The organism is Pseudomonas sp. No.21, assembly GCF_054558415.1.
This window is the reverse complement of the sequence record NZ_BAAJNO010000001.1, coordinates 1-17,986: the sequence shown is the minus strand read 5'-3', so window position 1 is coordinate 17,986 and position 17,986 is coordinate 1. Positions and strand designations below refer to the sequence as shown.

The 17,986-nt window shown below is 67.8% G+C and carries 19 protein-coding genes; 8 read left to right on the top strand and 11 right to left on the bottom strand.

Going from position 1 to position 17,986, the window contains the following annotated elements; all coding sequences use genetic code 11:
• Positions 1-51 precede the first annotated feature (51 nt).
• Together ACYJSS_RS00095 and ACYJSS_RS00090 are read right to left on the bottom strand one after the other, a co-directional pair.
• Positions 52-708 (bottom strand): CoA transferase subunit B, encoded by a 657-nt coding sequence (locus ACYJSS_RS00095; protein WP_236206628.1) that lies wholly within the window; start codon positions 706-708, stop codon positions 52-54.
• A gap of 150 nt (positions 709-858) precedes the next feature.
• Positions 859-1,557: a CoA transferase subunit A gene (locus ACYJSS_RS00090; protein ID WP_043246821.1), complete on the bottom strand. Its 699-nt coding sequence runs from the start codon at positions 1,555-1,557 to the stop codon at positions 859-861.
• Positions 1,558-1,679: 122 nt separating this feature from the next.
• Between ACYJSS_RS00090 and ACYJSS_RS00085 the strand changes: the two genes are divergently transcribed.
• The 4 genes from ACYJSS_RS00085 (at position 1,680) to ACYJSS_RS00070 (ending at position 6,602) form a co-directional block, all read left to right on the top strand.
• Positions 1,680-2,612, top strand: a complete 933-nt coding sequence (locus ACYJSS_RS00085; RefSeq protein ID WP_236206629.1) for a LysR family transcriptional regulator — start codon at positions 1,680-1,682, stop codon at positions 2,610-2,612.
• A gap of 89 nt (positions 2,613-2,701) precedes the next feature.
• Positions 2,702-4,657, top strand: a complete 1,956-nt coding sequence (locus tag ACYJSS_RS00080; RefSeq protein ID WP_236206630.1) for an acetoacetate--CoA ligase — start codon at positions 2,702-2,704, stop codon at positions 4,655-4,657.
• Positions 4,658-4,814: 157 nt separating this feature from the next.
• Complete coding sequence (locus tag ACYJSS_RS00075; RefSeq protein WP_236206631.1) at positions 4,815-5,768, top strand: DUF4431 domain-containing protein; 954 nt, start codon at positions 4,815-4,817, stop codon at positions 5,766-5,768.
• A gap of 75 nt (positions 5,769-5,843) precedes the next feature.
• Positions 5,844-6,602 carry a substrate-binding periplasmic protein gene (locus ACYJSS_RS00070; protein ID WP_236206632.1) on the top strand — a complete coding sequence of 253 codons (759 nt, stop codon included), beginning with the start codon at positions 5,844-5,846 and terminating at the stop codon, positions 6,600-6,602.
• 71 nt (positions 6,603-6,673) lie between these two features.
• Here ACYJSS_RS00070 and ACYJSS_RS00065 read toward each other — a convergent pair whose 3' ends face one another.
• Entirely contained in the window at positions 6,674-7,894 is a 1,221-nt protein-coding gene (locus ACYJSS_RS00065) for a PilT/PilU family type 4a pilus ATPase (protein ID WP_178083037.1), read from the bottom strand.
• Between the two features lie 142 nt (positions 7,895-8,036).
• Between ACYJSS_RS00065 and ACYJSS_RS00060 the strand changes: the two genes are divergently transcribed.
• The gene (locus tag ACYJSS_RS00060; protein WP_044409048.1) at positions 8,037-8,315 is read left to right on the top strand and encodes a peptidylprolyl isomerase; all 279 of its coding nucleotides are present in this window, start codon (positions 8,037-8,039) and stop codon (positions 8,313-8,315) included.
• A 66-nt stretch (positions 8,316-8,381) separates the two neighbouring features.
• Here ACYJSS_RS00060 and ACYJSS_RS00055 read toward each other — a convergent pair whose 3' ends face one another.
• From ACYJSS_RS00055 to ACYJSS_RS00030, 6 genes are all read right to left on the bottom strand, one after another.
• Positions 8,382-8,648: a hypothetical protein gene (locus ACYJSS_RS00055; RefSeq protein WP_111264819.1), complete on the bottom strand. Its 267-nt coding sequence runs from the start codon at positions 8,646-8,648 to the stop codon at positions 8,382-8,384.
• Positions 8,649-8,841: 193 nt separating this feature from the next.
• Positions 8,842-10,431, bottom strand: a complete 1,590-nt coding sequence (locus ACYJSS_RS00050; RefSeq protein WP_111264820.1) for an ABC-F family ATPase — start codon at positions 10,429-10,431, stop codon at positions 8,842-8,844.
• 403 nt (positions 10,432-10,834) lie between these two features.
• A complete protein-coding gene (locus tag ACYJSS_RS00045) occupies positions 10,835-12,052 on the bottom strand; it encodes a winged helix-turn-helix domain-containing protein (protein ID WP_236206633.1) in 1,218 nt (405 codons plus the stop codon).
• Positions 12,053-12,074: 22 nt separating this feature from the next.
• Entirely contained in the window at positions 12,075-12,575 is a 501-nt protein-coding gene (locus ACYJSS_RS00040) for a DUF3291 domain-containing protein (RefSeq protein ID WP_236206634.1), read from the bottom strand.
• A 19-nt stretch (positions 12,576-12,594) separates the two neighbouring features.
• Positions 12,595-13,476 (bottom strand): PhzF family phenazine biosynthesis protein, encoded by an 882-nt coding sequence (locus tag ACYJSS_RS00035; protein WP_236206635.1) that lies wholly within the window; start codon positions 13,474-13,476, stop codon positions 12,595-12,597.
• A gap of 37 nt (positions 13,477-13,513) precedes the next feature.
• Positions 13,514-13,744, bottom strand: coding sequence for a DUF1127 domain-containing protein (locus ACYJSS_RS00030; RefSeq protein ID WP_236206636.1), 231 nt, complete (start codon positions 13,742-13,744; stop codon positions 13,514-13,516).
• Positions 13,745-13,841: 97 nt separating this feature from the next.
• On the opposite strand from ACYJSS_RS00030, the gene ACYJSS_RS00025 reads away from it, so the two are divergent.
• Positions 13,842-14,693 (top strand): LysR substrate-binding domain-containing protein, encoded by an 852-nt coding sequence (locus ACYJSS_RS00025; RefSeq protein ID WP_111264154.1) that lies wholly within the window; start codon positions 13,842-13,844, stop codon positions 14,691-14,693.
• A 78-nt stretch (positions 14,694-14,771) separates the two neighbouring features.
• Here the strand turns inward: ACYJSS_RS00025 and ACYJSS_RS00020 are convergent, their stop codons facing one another.
• Entirely contained in the window at positions 14,772-15,524 is a 753-nt protein-coding gene (locus ACYJSS_RS00020) for a sulfite exporter TauE/SafE family protein (protein WP_236206637.1), read from the bottom strand.
• 100 nt (positions 15,525-15,624) lie between these two features.
• Between ACYJSS_RS00020 and ACYJSS_RS00015 the strand changes: the two genes are divergently transcribed.
• A complete protein-coding gene (locus ACYJSS_RS00015; protein WP_111264152.1) occupies positions 15,625-16,578 on the top strand; it encodes a LysR family transcriptional regulator in 954 nt (317 codons plus the stop codon).
• A 103-nt stretch (positions 16,579-16,681) separates the two neighbouring features.
• Here the strand turns inward: ACYJSS_RS00015 and ACYJSS_RS00010 are convergent, their stop codons facing one another.
• On the bottom strand, positions 16,682-17,188 hold the full coding sequence (locus ACYJSS_RS00010) for an RDD family protein (RefSeq protein WP_021216696.1): 507 nt from the start codon (positions 17,186-17,188) through the stop codon (positions 16,682-16,684).
• 153 nt (positions 17,189-17,341) lie between these two features.
• On the opposite strand from ACYJSS_RS00010, the gene ACYJSS_RS00005 reads away from it, so the two are divergent.
• On the top strand, positions 17,342-17,794 hold the full coding sequence (locus tag ACYJSS_RS00005) for a MarR family winged helix-turn-helix transcriptional regulator (RefSeq protein WP_111264151.1): 453 nt from the start codon (positions 17,342-17,344) through the stop codon (positions 17,792-17,794).
• Positions 17,795-17,986: the final 192 nt, after the last annotated feature.

The window sequence follows — 17,986 nt, the reverse complement described above, 5'->3', positions numbered from 1 at the left end:
GCCCCGCGGACGAAGCGTGCGTGGCGTTTCGTCCGCGGGGCGGCAGAGCAATCAGAAGCTCATTTCGATCACGTCGTCCGGGACGATCAGCTCGCCGGCGGTCTTGGCGACGATCTCCTCGATGCTGACGCCGGGGGCGCGCTCGCGGAGGATGAAGGCGCCGTCCTCGATCTCCAGGTAAGCCAGGTCGGTGAGCACCTTGCGGATGCAGCGGCAGCCGGTGAGCGGCAGGCTGCAGTGCTTGAGCAGCTTGGACTCGCCGTCCTTGGAGGCGTGGGTCATGGTGACGATGATGTTGTCGGCACCGGCCACCAGGTCCATCGCGCCGCCCATGCCCTTGACCAACTTGCCGGGGATCATCCAGGAGGCGATGTTGCCCTGCACGTCCACCTCGAAGGCGCCCAGCACCGTGAGGTCGACGTGGCCGCCACGGATCATGGCGAAGGATTCGGCGGAGTCGAAGATCGCCGCGCCCTTGCTGGCGGTGACCGTCTGCTTGCCGGCGTTGATCATGTCGGCGTCGACTTCATCCTCGGTGGGGAAGGCGCCCATGCCCAGCAGGCCGTTCTCCGATTGCAGCATCACTTCCATGCCCTCGGGCACGTAGTTGGCCACCAGCGTGGGGATGCCGATCCCCAGGTTCACGTAGTAGCCGTCCTTCAGTTCGCGGGCCACGCGCTGGGCCATCTGTTCGCGGGTCAGTGCCATTTCAAACGCCTCATCTTGTTCTATTGTCGAAGAGGATCGAGCGAGCTAGAGACCGGCTAGGCGGAAGTGTGCGAGGACGCGGAGTTCAGTCGCCTGAATGAGCAGTCCGAGCACGCTTCCAACACCGCCGGGCCGACGCGCAGCCGATCCTCAGGAGCGAGTGGTGCGCTTTTCGATGCGCTTCTCGAAGGTCCCGCATATCAGGCGATCGACGTAGATGCCCGGGGTGTGAATCTGGCTCGGGTCCAGCTCGCCGGGTTCGACGATCTCCTCCACCTCGACCACGGTGATGCGGCCGGCTGTGGCCACCACCGGGTTGAAGTTCTGCGCGGTGTGGCGGTAGATCACGTTGCCGTAGCGGTCGGCCTTCCAGCCCTTGACGATGGCGAAGTCACCGGTGATGGCCGGCTCGAGGATGTAGGGGCGGCCGTTGAATTCGCGGGCCTCCTTGCCTTCGGCGACCGGGGTGCCGTAGCCGGTGGCGGTGTAGAAGGCGGGGATGCCGGCGCCACCGGCGCGCAGCTTCTCGGCCAGGGAGCCCTGGGGCGTGAGTTCGACTTCCAGTTCGCCGCTGAGCAGCTGCTGCTCGAACAGGGCGTTCTCGCCCACGTAGGAGGCGATCATCTTGCGGATCTGCCGGTCTTCCAGCAGCACGCCGAGGCCGAAGCCGTCGACGCCGCAGTTGTTGGAGACCACGGTGAGGTCGCGCACGCCACGGCGGCGGATCTCGGCGATCAGGTTCTCGGGGATGCCGCACAGGCCGAAGCCCCCGGCGAGGACGGTCATGCCGTCGGTGAGCCCTTCGAGGGCTTCCTCGTAGCTGCCTACGCGCTTGTCGAGTCCACTCATGGTGCTGCCTCTTGTGATTGTCGTTGGCCCGGCATGGGGCCGGTGAGTGAGCCCAAGCTTCTCCTCGTTCGACTCATTTGTTAATTTTGTTTTTCCTCGCTATTGATCGGCAAAACAAATCAATGACCGTCAAGCAACTGCGTGCCTTCCTCGCCGTCGCCCAGAGCCTGAGCTTCGCCCAGGCCTGCGAGCGCCTGCACCTGTCCCAGCCGGCGCTGTCCCTGGCGATCAAGAACCTGGAGGAATCCCTCGGCGGCCAGCTGCTGGTGCGCACCACCCGCAGCGTGGCGCTGACGCCGGAGGGCGAGACCCTGCTGCCCATCGCCCGGCGCCTGCTGGCGGACTGGGACAACGCCGAGGAACTGCTGCGCCAGCACTTCACCCTGCAACTGGGCAAGGTGGCCATCGCCGCCATGCCCTCCTTCGCCGGCAACCTGCTGCCGGTGGGCCTCAAGGCCTTCCGCGACCGCCACCCGAAGGTCAACGTGGCGGTGCACGACGTGATCAACGAGCAGGTGCTGGAGATGGTGCGCAACCATCGCGTCGAGCTGGGCATCGCCTTCGAGCCGGAGTCCCTCGACGGCCTGGCGTTCACGCCCTTCTACAGCGACCGTTTCGTCGCCGTGGTGCCCGGCGATTGCGCATTGGCGCAGCAGAGCGAAGTGAGCTGGGCAGAGCTGCTGGGCGAGCCCTTCATCACCCTGCAACGCCCCTCCGCCGTGCGCCTGCTGCTGGAGGAGCGGGTGGCGGCGCGGCACGGCCGGCTGCCGGTGGCCCTGGAGAGCCATCAGTTGGTGACGGTCGGCCGCATGGTCGCCCAGGGCCTGGGCGTGAGCGCGGTGCCCAGCCTGTGCATCCAGCAGATGGAGGAACTGGGCGCCCGCTGCATCGCCCTGCGCGACCCGCAGATCGAGCGTCGCGTGGGCCTGCTGTGGCTCGCCGGGCACAGCCTCTCCACCGCTGCCCAGGCCCTGGCCGACGTGCTGCTGCACCTGCGCGACTGGAACCGCCAGGGGGCCTGCGGAACCCGGCGAGTGAGGCCACCCCTAACCTAGTACCAGCGCGGCCGCCAACGCCCGTGCCATGCTATGGACATCGCCCGCCAGCGCAGTGGGCCCAGTCGTAGAAGAAGAGGAGTCGCCCGATGAGCCAGCCCCTGTGGACCCCCAGCCCGGAACGCATCGCCGCCACGCGGATGGACGCCTTCCGCCGCGAGATCGCCCGCCGCCACGGCCTCGACCTGCCCGACTACGCCGCCCTGCACGCCTGGAGCGTCGGGCAGCGGGAAGCCTTCTGGCAGGCGCTGGTGGAGCTGTTCGATGTGCACTTCCACACACCGCCCCGCGCGGTGCTGGAGGAAGGCCCGGCCATGCCCAGCGCCCATTGGTTCCCCGGCGCCACCCTGAACTTCGCCGAGCACCTGCTGCGCCGCCGTGACGACCACCCGGCGCTGGTGGCCGTGGCCGAGGATGGCCGCCGCGAGCAGCTCAGCCATGCCGATCTGGCCGCCCATGTCGCCGGCCTGCAGCAGCGCCTGGCCGCCGCCGGGGTGGGCGTCGGCGACCGCGTGGCGGCCTTCATGCCCAACACCTGGCAGACGGTGGTGGGCATGCTCGCCACCGCCAGCCTCGGCGCCACCTGGTCATCCTGCTCGCCGGACTTCGGCACCCAGGGGGTAATCGACCGCTTCGGCCAGATCGAACCCAAGGTGCTGATCGCCGCCGCCGGCTACCACTACGCCGGCAAGACCCTGGACCTGACCGCCAAGCTCAATGAAATCCTCCAGCGCCTGCCCACCCTCGCCCAGTTGGTGGTGGTGCCCTATGCCCGCCAGGAGGCCCGCGCGGAAGACTTCGCCACCGCCGCCGGCGTCAGCCTGTGGGACGACTTCTACCGCCCCGGCGGCGAACCCGCGTTCGTTCCCGTGCCCTTCGAGCAGCCGCTGTACATCCTCTACTCCAGCGGCACCACCGGGGTGCCCAAGTGCATCGTCCACGGCGTCGGCGGCACCCTGCTGCAGCACCTCAAGGAACACGCCCTGCATGGCGACCTGAAGGCCGACGACACGCTGTTCTACTTCACCACCTGCGGCTGGATGATGTGGAACTGGCTGGCCTCCGGCCTGGCCCTGGGCGCCACCCTGGTGCTCTACGACGGCTCGCCGTTCCACCCCGGCCCCGAGCGGCTGATGGACCTGATCGACGCCGAGGGCATCAGCATCTTCGGCACCAGCGCCAAGTACCTGGCCGCCCTGGAGAAGGCCGGCGCCAAGCCCCGCCAGAGCCATCGGCTGGAACGCCTCAAGGCGCTGCTCTCCACCGGCTCGCCCCTGGCCCACGAGGGCTTCGACTACGTCTACCGCGAGATCAAGGCCGAGCTGTGCCTGTCGTCCATTTCCGGCGGTACCGACATCGTCTCCTGCTTCGCCCTGGGCAACCCAGTGCTGCCGGTGTGGCGCGGCGAGCTGCAGTGCAAGGGCCTGGGCATGGACGTGCAGGTGTGGGACGAGGACGGCAGGCGGCTCGCCTCCGGCAAGGGCGAGCTGGTCTGCGCCCGGCACTTCCCCTCGATGCCGGTGGGCTTCTGGAACGACCCGGACGGCGAAAAATTCCGCGCGGCCTACTTCGAGACCTTCTCCGGCGTCTGGGCCCACGGCGACTACGCCGAGGAGACCGCCCACGGGGGCCTGGTGATCCACGGTCGCTCGGATGCCGTGCTCAACCCCGGCGGCGTACGCATCGGCACCGCCGAGATCTACCGCCAGGTGGAGAAGGTGGAACAGGTGCTGGAATCCCTCGCCATCGGCCAGGATTGGCAGGGCGACGTGCGCGTGGTGCTGTTCGTACGCCTGCGCGAGGGCGTGGCGCTGGACGACACCTTGCAGGCGCGCATCCGCCAGGTGATCCGCGACAACACCACGCCGCGCCACGTGCCGGCGAAGATCATCGCCGTCGCCGATATCCCGCGCACCCTCAGCGGCAAGATCGTCGAGCTGGCGGTGCGCAATGTCGTCCACGGCCGCCCGGTGAAGAACACCGACGCCCTGGCCAACCCCCAGGCGCTGGAGCTGTTCAGGAACCTGCCGGAACTGGCGGAGTGAAGGCGACGCGGCCGTAGGTCGGGGGCAACCCGACGGCTGCCTGGCACTCGCGCGCGTCACCCGCCCTGCGAACCCCATCACGCTTGCATCAACGGCCAAGGGAATGCCCGTGGTGCCGGCGCTAACATGGCGGCCTCACTCGTACCTGGAACCCGAGATGGATCTCATCCCCCGCGCCCTGCTCTGCCTGGGCCTCGCCCTGCCCTCCATCGCCCTGGCCACGCCCTGCCAGGAGTTCGAACCCGCCCTCGCACGCCTCGAAGGCAAGCTGGAACGCCAGACCCACCCCGGCCCGCCCAACTTCGAAAGCATCGAGAACGGCGACGAGGCGCGCACCGGCTTCTACCTGGTGCTGGCCGAGCCCGCCTGCGTGAAGGGCAACGACTACGAGACGGACATGGGCGCCGAGCAGGACGTGCGCCTGGTGCAACTGGTGCTGGACGAGGCCGGCTACAAGAAGCTCGAACCGCACCTGGGGCAGCAGGTGACCCTCGCCGGCCACCTGTTCTCCGCCGAGACCGCCTTCCACTACGCCCCGCTGCTGATGCAGGACGTGCAATGGCTGGAGGACCAGCCGACCGCCAGCGCCGACTGCGAAGCCCTGGCCGCCAAGGCCAACGAGGCCGTGGGCTTTCATCCGCCCTGGTGGGGCACGGTGAAGGGCGAAGGCCGGCTGCACTTTCACAGCGCGCCGGACAAGGCCTGCGCCATCCCCGGGCTGTTCATCATCCCCGGCGACGGGGTGACCATCTACGCCGCCGAGAACGGCTGGATGCAGGTGATGTACATCAACGCCAAGGGCGAGGACTTCAGCGGCTGGGTGGATGAAAACCGCCTGGACGCCGCCCCCTCGCGCAGTGAAGGCGACGACCAGCCCGAACCGGCCGCCAGCGGCCAGCCCGAGGACGTGACCGCATTCGCCGACCGCTACGCCAACTGCGAACACTTCCTCGGCGAGGAACCCTACGACGCAGAGCGGGCCAAGGAGCTCGCCCAGGCGGTGGAGGAGCTGTGCACCGGCATCGACGCCCAGCTCGACGCCCTGCGCCAGCGCTACAAGGACGACGCCAGCGTGACCCAGGCCCTGGCCGGCTACGAGAAGGTGGAGTGACCCCTCCGGCAGGCCGCCCCGAGCCGGCGACGGCCTCTCCTATACTCCAGGCGTCGCCCTGAAACGGACCCTGCCGTGCTCGCCAGAACCCTGTGCCTCGCCGCCCTGCTCTGCTGTGCCCTCCAGGCTTCCGCCCGGCCGCTGAAGGTCGACCTGTACCTGCCCGATGCGCCCCCATTGACGATGCTGGAGGCCGGCAACAGCCACGGCATCGTCGGCGACGCCACCCTGCTGGCGCTCAAGCGCGCCGGCTACCAGGTACGCATCCTCGTCGCGCCCTGGGCACGGGCGCAGAAGCGCACCATGGAAGGCCGCGACATCCTCGTCATCCCGCTGTCGCGCACGCCGGATCGCGAGGCCTCCTACACCTGGATCGCACCGATCATGGAGTTGCAACGGGCCTTCTTCAGCCTCGACGAGCCGGTCAAGGATTTCGCCGAAGCCCGCGCCCGCTACCGCCAGATCGGCGTCGGCCTGGGCACCGCGCAGAACGAGATCCTCCGCCGCGAAGGCTTCGACAGCGGGCAGATACGCTCCCTGGTGCTGGGCGACAAGCCTGCGCAGCTGCTGGAGATGGGGCGCATCGACGCCTGGTTCACCGGCGTCCCCGAGGCGCTCTACATCTGGCCCAAGGTCTCGCACCAGCGCCTGCGCATGAGCCCGCCCCTGGCGGCCACCGACCTCTACCTCGCCTGCTCCCTGGCCTGCGACCCGCAGCTGGTGGACGACCTGCGCAAGGCCATCGACGCCCTGCGTGCGGACGGCAGCCTGAAGCGCATCCAGGCGCGGTATCTGAAGGATGCCCAGCCGCTGCTGGAACGACAGGCTCCGTAGGTCGGGTGCAACCCGACACGATTGTTGAGGTGCAGCGCGGGTTTCACCCGCCCTACGCGCTGGCGGCAGGTTCAGTAGTGCTTGCCCGGGTCTTCCGGTGGCGGCTCGTCCTCGGGCAGGTCTTCGAGCTTGAGCTCCAGGCCCCAGCTAGCGGCATCCTGGGTCGGCGTGGCCTGGGGCGTCGGTGCGGGCGGCGGGGTGGGTGCAGCGGCGGCGGGCCGGGTGCCGGGGCCGTCGCGGTGCAGCTTGAGCTTCAAGCGCAGGTTGTTGGCCGAGTCGGCGTTCTTGATCGCTTCCTCTTCCTGGATCGAGCCCTCGATCACCAGGTCGAACAGCGCCTGGTCGAAGGTCTGCATGCCCAGGGCCTTGGATTTCTCCATGATTTCCTTGATCGAGCTGAAGTCGCCGCGCTTGATCAGGTCGCTGATGGTGGCGGTGCCCAGCAGCACTTCCACCGCCGCGCGGCGCTTGCCGTCGGAGGTGCGCACCAGGCGCTGGGAAACGAAGGCCTTGAGGTTGTTGCCCAGGTCGTTGAGCAGCTGCGGCCGGCGCTCCTCGGGGAAGAAGTTGATGATGCGGTCCAGCGCCTGGTTGGCGTTGTTGGCATGCAGGGTGGAGATGGCCAGGTGACCGGTGTCGGCGAAGGCCAGGGCGTGTTCCATGGTCTCGCGGTCGCGGATCTCGCCGATCAGGATCACGTCCGGCGCCTGGCGCAGGGTGTTCTTCAGGGCGGCGTGGAAGCTGCGGGTGTCCACCCCCACCTCACGCTGGTTGATGATGGATTTCTTGTGCCGGTGCACGTACTCCACCGGGTCCTCGATGGTGATGATGTGCCCGCCGCTGTTGCGGTTGCGGTAGTCGATCAGCGCGGCCAGGGAGGTGGACTTGCCGGAGCCGGTGCCACCGACGAAGAGCACCAGGCCGCGTTTTTCCATCACCACCTTGAGCAGCACCTCGGGGAGCTTGAGGTCCTCGAACTTGGGGATATCCAGCTTGATGTTGCGCGCGACGATGGAGACCTCGTTGCGCTGCTTGAAGATGTTGATGCGGAAGCGGCCGATGTTGGGCAGGGAGATGGCCAGGTTCATCTCCAGCTCGCGGTCGAATTCGCCGCGCTGCTCCGGGTCCATGATCGATTCGGCGATGCGCGCCACGTCGCCCGGCTTGAGCGGGTCGGTGCCCAGCGGCTTGAGTACGCCGTTGAACTTGGCACAGGGCGGCGCACCGGTGGAGAGATAAAGGTCCGAGCCATCCTGGGAGGCCAGGACCTTGAGCATCGAGGGGAGATCCATGGGGCGAACGTCCAAAGGGCATTTCGAATAACGGTAGGCGAATTTCGCCCGGCTTCCTGCGCGCGAGCGCGCAACCGATGAACTGTATGGGCGCACCGCGCGCTGGCACAATGAACGGCTCCACAAACCACGAGGAAATCCCATGGCCAAGGCCCTTGCCCGCCACATCCTGGTCAAGACCGAGGCGGAAGCCGAACAGATCAAGCAGCGCCTGGCCAAGGGCGAGGACTTCGCCGTGCTGGCGAAGAAGCATTCCATCTGCCCTTCCGGCAAGCGCGGCGGCGACCTGGGCGAGGTGCGCCCCGGGCAGATGGTGCGGGTGATCGACCAGGTGATCTTCAAGAAGCCGGTGCGCACCATCCACGGCCCGGTGAAGAGCCAGTTCGGCTACCACCTGGTGCAGGTGTTCTTCCGGGACTGAGCCCCTGCCCGCCCCGCCCGAAACGAAAAAGCCCGGCACCTGGCCGGGCTTTTCGCATCCACCGCCTCACTTCATCGAGTTGGCGAAGGCGTTCCATTCCTCGGTGGCCTTCAGCGCGGCCTCGCGGTGCTTGCGCACGGCTTCGTTCTGCTCGGTGACGAAGGCGCTGATGCACTTGCTGTAGCTGTCCACGTCGCGGCTGAACTGGTCGCGGTGCGCTTCGTCGCGGAACTGCTTGGGCACCTCGGGCTTGTTGCAGTCGTGGCGGGGCTGGGCGGAATCGGCGAAGGCCAGGGGGGAAGCCAGGAGAAGTATCGCGAGCGCTTTGTGCATGCTTTCCTCACGGGGTTTGCGGCGTGCGCCGGTCGGTTCGAGGGTGCCGACCCGTCGCGGGGCAGGGTCGGCCGGGGGTCGTACTTTCCGGCATCCCGTCCGCCCGATCAAGTTCGGCGGCCCCGGCCGGGCGGCCCGCAGGCAGAAAAAAGCCCCGCATCGGCGGGGCTTTCTCGGGGCACCGGTGGGCGCGTCAGACGATCACGCCCTGGCTGCGCAGGTAGTCGTCGTAGGTGCCGCTGAAGTCGGTCACGCCGTTCTCCGAGAGCTCGATGATGCGGGTGGCCAGGGAGCCGACGAACTCGCGGTCGTGGCTGACGAAGATCAGCGTGCCCGGGTAGTTCTCCAGCGCCAGGTTGAGCGCCTCGATGGACTCCATGTCCAGGTGGTTGGTGGGTTCGTCCATGACCAGCACGTTGGGCTTCTTCAGGATCAGCTTGCCGAACAGCATGCGGCCCTGCTCGCCACCGGAGATCACCTTCACCGACTTGAGGATCTCGTCGTTGGAGAACAGCATGCGGCCGAGGGTGCCGCGCACCAGCTGCTCGCCGCCCTGGGTCCACTGGCCCATCCAGTCGAACAGGGTGACGTCGTCTTCGAAGTCATGGGCGTGGTCCTGGGCGTAGTAGCCGAGTTCGGCGCTCTCGGTCCATTTCACGCTGCCGGCGTCCGGGGTCATCTCGCCCACCAGGGTGCGCAGCAGGGTGGTCTTGCCGATGCCGTTGGGGCCGATGATGGCGACGCGTTCGCCCGCCTCGATCTGCAGGTCCAGGCCCTTGAACAGCTGCTTGCCTTCGAAGCCCTTGGCCAGCTTCTCCACGGTGACCGCCTGGCGGTGCAGCTTCTTGTGCTGCTCGAAGCGGATGAAGGGGCTGACGCGGCTGGACGGTTTGACCTCGGCCAGCTGGATCTTGTCGATCTGCTTGGCGCGGGAGGTGGCCTGCTTGGCTTTCGAGGCGTTGGCGGAGAAGCGGCTGACGAAGGTCTGCAGCTCGGCGATCTGCGCCTTCTTCTTGGCGTTGTCGGCCAGGAGCTGCTCGCGCGACTGGGTCGCCGCGGTCATGTACTCGTCGTAGTTGCCCGGGAACAGGCGCAGCTCGCCGTAATCCAGGTCAGCCATGTGGGTGCACACGCTGTTGAGGAAGTGACGGTCGTGGGAAATGATGATCATGGTGCTGTTACGCGCCGTGAGGACGTTTTCCAGCCAGCGGATGGTGTTGATGTCCAGGTGGTTGGTCGGCTCGTCCAGCAGCAGCACTTCCGGGTCCGAGAACAGCGCCTGGGCCAGCAGCACGCGCAGTTTCCAGCCGGGCGCCACTTCGCTCATCGGGCCGAAGTGCTGGGCCAGCGGGATGCCCAGGCCGAGCAGCAGTTCGCCGGCACGGGATTCGGCGGTGTAGCCGTCCATCTCGGCGAACTCGGTCTCAAGCTCAGCCACGGCCATGCCGTCTTCCTCGCTCATCTCCGGCAGGGAGTAGATGCGGTCACGCTCGGCCTTTACCCGCCACAGTTCCTCGTGGCCCATGATCACGGTGTCGATGACGCTGAAGTTCTCATAGGCGAACTGGTCCTGGCGCAGTTTGCCCAGGCGTACGTTCGGCTCCAGCATCACCTGGCCGCCGGAAGGCTCCAGATCACCGCCGAGGATCTTCATGAAGGTCGACTTGCCGCAGCCGTTGGCGCCGATCAGGCCGTAGCGGTTGCCGTTGCCGAACTTGACGGAAACGTTCTCGAACAGCGGCTTGGGGCCGAACTGCATGGTGATGTTGGCGGTGGAGATCAAGGGGGCTACCTGTCAGATGTGTGCAGCTTTCGAATGTCGCCGGGTACCGGTCGGATACCCGTCTGGAGCGTTCGCAAGGCCCGCCGGCCGGCGTCATGGCCGACCCGTTGGGCACAGCGCAGGAGCAGCGCCCGGGCCTGGGGCCCGTGCTGCCTGGCGATGAAAGCGGGGTTCATGTGAAAAAGCGCGCGGATTGTCGCATAGCTGTGACGACAGTTATACGGCAGCGTTCGCCGAAAGCCGGCGGCCGGCCGGACGGTGCATGGACGTGGCTGCCGGTGCCGCCGAGCAACGGCAGTGCTGGCCGTTCAATGGCCCCCCGCGTTCACGGGGATGAGGGTGGATCGAAGCCCCCTGCCCCCCTGCCCCCGGCGTGAACACGAGGCCCACTCGACGGGCGCCTCTAGCCAGCCGACCCCGCCAGTGCCGCGCGCAGGCGCAGGGTTCCGGTGCGCTGGCAGGTGATGGCGACCTCCTCCAGCCCCAACCAGGCAGCGAGGCGGCGCAGGTTCTCGGCCAGGGCGTGCAGGCCCGCCTCGCCGAGCCCGGGTGTTTCCTCGTGCAGGGCGTGCACGGCCAGGCGGCTGTGGGCACGCTCGGCGCGCAGGTCGACGCGGGCGGGGATGCGCTCGTCGTGGAGGAACGGCAGCACGTAGTAGCCGTACCGGCGCTTGTCCGCCGGGGTGTAGATCTCCAGGCGGTAGTGGAAGTCGAACAGGCGCTCGGTGCGGGCGCGCTCCCAGATCAGCGAATCGAAGGGCGACAGCAGCGCGCTGGCCCTGACCTTGCGCGGCACCGCCGGCTCGCCGAGGCAGTAGCCCACCTGCTTCCAGCCGCGTACCGCGACCCTCTGCAGGTCGCCGTTCTCCACCAGGTCGGCCAGGCCCTGGCGGGCATCGGCGACGTCGAGGCGGAAGTAGTCGCGCAGGTCCTTCTCGGTGCCGACGCCCAGGGCCCGGGCCGAGTGCAGCAACAACTGGCGGATGGCATCGGCCTCGGCCAGCTCCGCGCCATTGCGCAGGTCCGCCGGGATCACCCGCTCGGGCAGGTCGTAGAGCCGCTCGAAGCCGCGCCGCCCCGCGACCGTCACCTCGCCGGCGGCGAACAGCCACTCCAGCGCGTGCTTCTCGGCGCTCCAGTCCCACCAGGGGCCGGCGCGTTCCTGGCGGGTGCTCAGGGTCCCGGCACCCAGGGCGCCCTGCTCGTGCACGGCGGCGAGCACGCGCTGGATCACCCCCTGCTGCTCGCGGCCGAAGCGCGCCAGCTGCTGGTAGATGCCCCGCCCCTGGGCAGCCCGCTGCATGCGCCAGCGCATCGCCGGGTAGAGCGCCAGGGGCAGCAGCGAAGCCTCGTGGCCCCAGTACTCGAAGAATTCGCGGCGGCGCGGCTTGCCCCAGGCCAGCTCGTCCAGCAGCTCGCGCGGGTAGGCGCCGAGGCGCGAGAAGAACGGCAGGTAGTGCGAGCGCACCAGTGCGTTGACCGAGTCGATCTGCACGACGCCGAGACGCCCGGCCAGCGTCCGGATGTGGCTGGCACGGACGGCGCCACGGGGCGGCCGCAGGAAGCCCTGGGCGGCCAGGGCCAGGCGGCGGGCTTCGGCCGCGCTGAGTTCGAGGGGCATCGGAGCGGTCCTTGCGCGGGAATCAGCCGAGGACATTAGCACCCGCGACAGCGGCTTTCCCATCGCCCGCGAGCGGGGCCGGCGGCGGGAAGGGATGGCGGAAGGTGAAGGCTCCGGGCCCCGGGCCCCGCTCGCGCAGGAGGGCCAGGCGCTCGGCGGCTTCCTGCGCGTCGGGCCGATGCCCGGCGGGCACCCACCAGCACACCAGGTGCGCGTCGCCGATGCGCGAGAACCACTCGTTGCGACGCTTGAGCATCTCGGTATGGGCGCCGCGGTAGGTGAAGTCGCGCAGGGACTCCATGTCGCGCCAGACCGAGAGGTTGACCAGCACGTCGTCGCCGAAGGGGCGGATCGCCGTGGCGTCGCCGCCGTCGTCCTCCAGCCGCCAGAGGTACCCCGGCGAGGCTTCCGCCAGGCCGTTGATGCGCGCCAGGTTGGCCACGAAATCGGCCATGCCGGGCGACTCCAGGGGGGCGAGCATCCGCGCGATGTTCAGTTGCGCCAGTTCGAAGGCAGGGGCCATCGGGAACTCCTTCCTCGGGTCAGATGGCGAGGCTCAGCGTGCGCACCACCTGGGCGTTGCCGCCGGCCATCAGGCGCTGGATGCGCCCTTCGCCGTCCAGGTCCAGGTCGACGGTGATCAGGCTGGGCGAGGCCGGCCGCATCAGGTAGCCCTGCTCGATCAGCAAGTGTGCGCCGGGCACACCCACGCGGTCGTGCAGGTAGCACGCCAGCGGGCCGGCGGCCATGCCGGTGGCGGGCTCCTCGGGGATGCCGAAGCGCGGCGCGAACATCCGTGCACCGGCTACGCGGCCAGGCTGGCGGCTGTCACGGGAGAAGGCGTAGAAGCCGATGACGTCCAGCTCCTCGCTGATGCGTTCGAGGGCCGCCAGGTCGGTGTGTATGGCGGCGACATCGGCTTCGCTGCGCAGCGGCACGACGACGAAGGCGACACCGGTGCTGACCCGCGAGCTCAGCAGCCCCTCGGCCAGTTGCCCGGGCTCAAGGCCCAGGGCCGCGAGGCTTTCCGCCAGCAGGCGCGAGCCGGGCTCGACGTCCTGGTACTGCGGTGCGCGTTGCTCCATGAACACGCGGTCACCTTCGATGTAGATGTCGCGATTGCCGTCGATGGTTTCCTTGTCGCTCCAGCCCTCGCCGACCTTGCCCAGCTGGCGCAGCAGCGAGAAGGTGGCCACGGTGGCGTGGCCGCAGTGGGGGATCTGCCGGTTGGGGGTGAAGAACTCCAGCTTGAAGGCGGCCTGGGCGGAGGCGGAGACGAAGGCCGTCTCCGACAACCCGAGCCGTGCGGCGATCGCCTGCTTCTGCACGGCAGTGAGCGCATCGGCATCGAGCACCACGCCAGCCGGGTTGCCACCTTGTCCGCCATCGACGAACGCATTCACGATCCTGACTTCGACTTGCATCGCGTTTCCTTGTTGTGTGGGTTCACTGCATGTGGGGTCACTTGGCCAGCGGGTCGTCCCAGAACGGCCGTTCGCTTTCCTGCATCACGTCGCCTCGGGACAGGCCCAGGTCCTTGAGCATGGCATCACTCAGGCCGGCGAGCTCCCGGCGCTGGCTGTACAGCCGGTACCAGCGCAGCAGGCGCGCGCCGATGGAAAGATGAGGGCCACGAACGGCGGGCCGGTGGGTGGGGTGCAGCGTGCCTACGAAACCGAATTGACCTTTCATCGCATCGCCCTCCTTGTGGGGTTGGCGCCAGTTTCCTGCGACGCATATGATCAATCCAACGAATGTTTCTTATGCACTGCATCTCGGGAATTGATGAATGAGCTACCCCGCCATCGACACGGAACTGCTGCGCACCTTCGTCGCCATCGCCGACAACGGCGGCTTCACCCGCGCGGCCGAAGTGGTCAACCGCACCCAGTCGGCAGTGAGCATGCAGATGAAGCGGTTGGAGGAGGATGTGCTGGAACGCACGGTGTTCGAGCGCGACGGCCGGCAGGTGCGGCTGACCGCCGAGGGGCAGATCCTGCTGAGCTACGCGCGACGCATCCTCAAGCTGCACGGCGAGGTGATGACCACCCTGCGCGAGCCGCACATGGTCGGCTCGGTGCGCATCGGCACGCCGGATGACTATGTGATGCGCTTCCTGCCGGGCATCCTCTCGCGCTTCGCCCAGTCCTACCCGCTGGTGCAGGTCGAAGTGCATTGCGAGTCGTCCTCGCAGCTGCTGCAACGCCAGGACCTGGACCTGTCGATCATCACCCGCGAGCCGGGCACCGAGATCGGCCAGTTGCTGCGCCAGGAGCGCTTTGTCTGGGCCGAGGCCATCGGCTTCAGCCCTCATGAGCAATCCCAGCTGCCGCTGGCGATGTTCAACACCGACTGCTTCTGCCGCGCCTGGGCCTGCAACGCACTGGACGCCATCGAGCGCCCCTACCGCGTCGCCTACACCAGCCCCAGCCTGTCGGCGATCATGGCGGTGGTCAGCGCCGGCCTCGCGGTGACCGCCCAGTTGCAGAGCCTGATCACGCCCGACATGCGCATCCTGGGCGAAGCCGAGGGCCTGCCCACCCTGCCCGCCTGCAGCATCGTGCTGGTACGCAATCCGCGCAGCAGCTCACCGGTGACCGAGACCCTGGCCGAGCACATCGTCGAAGGCTTCCGCTTGTGAGTGGTGCTGGGCTTCGCTCTGGCGAAGCCCAGCAGCGTTCCCGCAGGATGCAGGCGGCTCGCCCCCGCGCAGGCTCGATCACTCGAACGCCAGCATCACCGCACAGACCAGCAGGAAGACGCAGAACGCCGTGCGCAGCACGCGCTCCGGCAGCGCATGGGCCAGGCGGACACCCCAGCTGATGCTGAGCAACCCGCCGACAGCCAGGGGAACGCCCATCGCCCAGTTGACGTGATGGTTGAGGCCGTAGGTGGCCAGGGTCACCGCGGTGCTGGGCGCGGCAAGGGACAGCGACAGCCCCTGGGCAACCACCTGGGTGGTGCCGAAGACGCTGGTCAGCACCGGCGTGGCGACCACCGCTCCCCCAACCCCGAACAGCCCACCCATGGCACCGGCGAACCCGCCGAGCACGCCCAGCCAGGGCCAGGGATGGCGCAGTTCCGCGCTGACCCTGGCCTTGGCCATGAACATGCGGGCGAAGTTGTAGGCCGCCAGGGCCAGCAGGAAGCCGACGAAGGCCAGGCGCATGCTTTCCGCCTCCAGGCGCACCGCGAACAGCGAAGCCAGCCAGGCGAAGCCGAAGCTGGTCACCGCCAGCAGCAGCGCGTAACGCGGGTCGATGCGGTTGCGCTGGTGGTAGCGCCAGAGTGCGAGCAAGACGTTGGGCACCACCATCACCAGGGCGGTGCCCTGGGCCAGTTGCTGGTCGAGGCCGAACAGCACCCCCAGGGCGGGGATGGCAATCAGCCCTCCGCCGATACCGAACAACCCACCCAGGGTGCCAAGGGCCGCACCGAGCAGCACATTCAACGCGATAGCAAACAGATCCATAAGGCCTCCGATCAGATGCCGCGCATGCTACGCAGCCTTGGCTAGCACGGAAACGCACAGCAACGCACAATGGCTTTGCGTAATTGGCATAGGCACCACCATGAATCCCGATGCTCTGACCGAACAGCTGGCCCTCTTCCTCGACGTGCTCGAGGCCGGCAGCTTCTCCGCCGCCGCCCGGCGCCATCCGCTGACGCCCTCGGCCGTGGCCCGGCGCATCGATACCCTGGAACGCAGCCTCGGCAGCACCCTCTTCACCCGCAGCACCCATGCGGTGCGCGCGACGCCGGCGGGGCTGGCCTTCGCCGAACGGGCCAGGCGGATACTCGCCGAGCTGCGCCTGGCACGGGCCGAGGCCGTGTCCCTGAGCAGCGCGCCGGAGGGGCTGATCCGCATCGATGCGCCCGCCCCCTTCGGCCGTCGCCACCTGGCGCCGGCCATCGCCGAATTCCTCGTCACCTACCCGGGGCTGGACGTGCAGTTGCGGCTGATCGACAGCTTCATCGACATGCACGGCACCCACCTGGGCGAGGTGGACCTGGTGCTGCGCATCGGCCCGCTGGCGGACACCCGCCTGGTGGCGACACCGCTGTCGCCGCTGGTCCGCGTGCTCTGTGCCAGCCCCGACTACCTGCGCCGGCGCGGCGTGCCCCAGGACCCGCGCGAGCTGACCGACCACGACGGCCTCGACTGGGACGCCCTCGCCCCACCCTACGCCTGGCGTTTCGAGGTGGAGGGCCGCAGCCAGGTGATCCGCCCCCGGCGCATGCGCATGACGGCCAATAACGCCGAGACCCTGTTGTTCAGCGCCGTCGCCGGGCTGGGCGTCGCCCACCTGCCGACCTGGCTGATCAGCGACTACCTGCTGCGTGGCGAACTGGTACCGCTGCTCTGCGAAAACGGCTTGCCCGCCCCGGAGCCCAGCGGCATCTATGCCCTGCGCCTGGAAGGCGAAGCCAGCTCGCGGAGCCGGCTGTTGCTGGAATTTCTCAAGAACCGCTTCGGCCCCGTGCCACCCTGGGACCTGGCCCTGAGCGGGCTGGGGCAGGCCTGAGGGGCTCACCCGCCCTACCCGTAGGATGGCGTAGAGCGCAGCGAAACCCATCAGTGCAGCCCCTCAGTCCCGGGCTGAAGCCCGGGCTACCGAGGCCGATGGGTCAATTGGGCAGTTGCACCACGCGGGTGCTGGCGGTCAGGTCATGCAGGCAACGGCGATCCGCGCGGAAGATGAACAGGTAGTTCGCCAGCAATATCAGGCCGCCGATGATCGGGATGTAGGCGACCAGGCCCCAGAGCAGGTAGCGCTTGAGGTACATGGTGATCCACTCGGGCTTGTTGCCCTGCAGGTCGACGATGGCAAGCTTGAGCACTCGCTTGCCGACGGTCTGCCCGTAGTTCTTCAGGAAGTGCCCGTTGATCGCCAGGAACACCACGATACCCACCAGCGAACCCAGCGCCTGCTGGCCGAAGCCGGGCTGCACGCCCTCCATGAGCCCATCGTAGACACCCAGCAGGTAGCTGATGGGGATGGTGACGCACAACAGGATCAGCCCATCGATCAGCGCGGCGCCGAAGCGCGAGCCGCGGGCGGCCAGCGGCAGGCCGGTGGCTTCGTGGGTCAGCTCCGCCTGGGGCGATTGGTAGGGGTTCTGGGCATCGGTCATTTGCAGCTCTCCTTGCAGGGGTCTAGCCGGCAATTCTGGCTGCTGCGCACGGCGGCGCAAGCCCCCGTGCGCCGAAATGAGAACCGGTCAAATTTTGCTCACGAAAGGCTTGTGCGCTAAATTACGACCATTCCAGCCCCCAAGGAGGCCGCCATGAACACCCCGCTCGAACGTTGCGACGACCTGCTGCTCGACAACCAGCTGTGCTTTGCCCTGTATTCCACCTCCCTGCTGATGACCAAGGTCTACAAGCCATTGCTGCAGGAGCTTGGCCTCACCTACCCGCAGTACCTGGCGATGATGGTGCTCTGGGAAGGCGACGGCATCACCGTGGGCGATATCAGCGCGCGCCTGCTCACCGACCCGGGCTCCCTCACCCCCCTGCTCAAGCGCCTGGAAGCCGAAGGCCTGATCACCCGCACCCGCAGCAGCGCCGACGAGCGCGTGGTCGAACTGCACCTGACCGACAAGGGCCGTGCCATGCACAAGCAGGCCCAGCGCGTGCCCGCCTGCATCCTCGCGGCCAGCGAGATGGACATCGCCAGCCTCGGCCAGTTGAAGGACGAACTGGTGAACCTGCGCAGGAGCCTGCAAAAGGCCGTCTGACGGCCTTATTCCTGTTTCGCTGGGTTGTTATTCGGTTTTCTTCTGAATAAACATCTTGCGCGCAAACTAAATGATCGCTAATTTCCACATCACGCACTTAGTTAGCGCGCAATATTTTACGAAGCCAAACGAATCCAGCGGAGAACCACCATGAACACCCAGCGCATCGGCACCCTCCTCACCGGCAGCCTT

Coding starts and splice junctions, on each gene's coding strand:
- ACYJSS_RS00095 (WP_236206628.1), bottom strand. CDS start 708: ATGGCACTGACCCGCGAACAGATGGCCCAGCGCGTGGCCCGCGAACTG.
- ACYJSS_RS00090 (WP_043246821.1), bottom strand. CDS start 1,557: ATGAGTGGACTCGACAAGCGCGTAGGCAGCTACGAGGAAGCCCTCGAA.
- ACYJSS_RS00085 (WP_236206629.1), top strand. CDS start 1,680: ATGACCGTCAAGCAACTGCGTGCCTTCCTCGCCGTCGCCCAGAGCCTG.
- ACYJSS_RS00080 (WP_236206630.1), top strand. CDS start 2,702: ATGAGCCAGCCCCTGTGGACCCCCAGCCCGGAACGCATCGCCGCCACG.
- ACYJSS_RS00075 (WP_236206631.1), top strand. CDS start 4,815: ATGGATCTCATCCCCCGCGCCCTGCTCTGCCTGGGCCTCGCCCTGCCC.
- ACYJSS_RS00065 (WP_178083037.1), bottom strand. CDS start 7,894: ATGGATCTCCCCTCGATGCTCAAGGTCCTGGCCTCCCAGGATGGCTCG.
- ACYJSS_RS00060 (WP_044409048.1), top strand. CDS start 8,037: ATGGCCAAGGCCCTTGCCCGCCACATCCTGGTCAAGACCGAGGCGGAA.
- ACYJSS_RS00055 (WP_111264819.1), bottom strand. CDS start 8,648: ATGCACAAAGCGCTCGCGATACTTCTCCTGGCTTCCCCCCTGGCCTTC.
- ACYJSS_RS00045 (WP_236206633.1), bottom strand. CDS start 12,052: ATGCCCCTCGAACTCAGCGCGGCCGAAGCCCGCCGCCTGGCCCTGGCC.
- ACYJSS_RS00040 (WP_236206634.1), bottom strand. CDS start 12,575: ATGGCCCCTGCCTTCGAACTGGCGCAACTGAACATCGCGCGGATGCTC.
- ACYJSS_RS00035 (WP_236206635.1), bottom strand. CDS start 13,476: ATGCAAGTCGAAGTCAGGATCGTGAATGCGTTCGTCGATGGCGGACAA.
- ACYJSS_RS00030 (WP_236206636.1), bottom strand. CDS start 13,744: ATGAAAGGTCAATTCGGTTTCGTAGGCACGCTGCACCCCACCCACCGG.
- ACYJSS_RS00025 (WP_111264154.1), top strand. CDS start 13,842: ATGAGCTACCCCGCCATCGACACGGAACTGCTGCGCACCTTCGTCGCC.
- ACYJSS_RS00020 (WP_236206637.1), bottom strand. CDS start 15,524: ATGGATCTGTTTGCTATCGCGTTGAATGTGCTGCTCGGTGCGGCCCTT.
- ACYJSS_RS00015 (WP_111264152.1), top strand. CDS start 15,625: ATGAATCCCGATGCTCTGACCGAACAGCTGGCCCTCTTCCTCGACGTG.
- ACYJSS_RS00010 (WP_021216696.1), bottom strand. CDS start 17,188: ATGACCGATGCCCAGAACCCCTACCAATCGCCCCAGGCGGAGCTGACC.
- ACYJSS_RS00005 (WP_111264151.1), top strand. CDS start 17,342: ATGAACACCCCGCTCGAACGTTGCGACGACCTGCTGCTCGACAACCAG.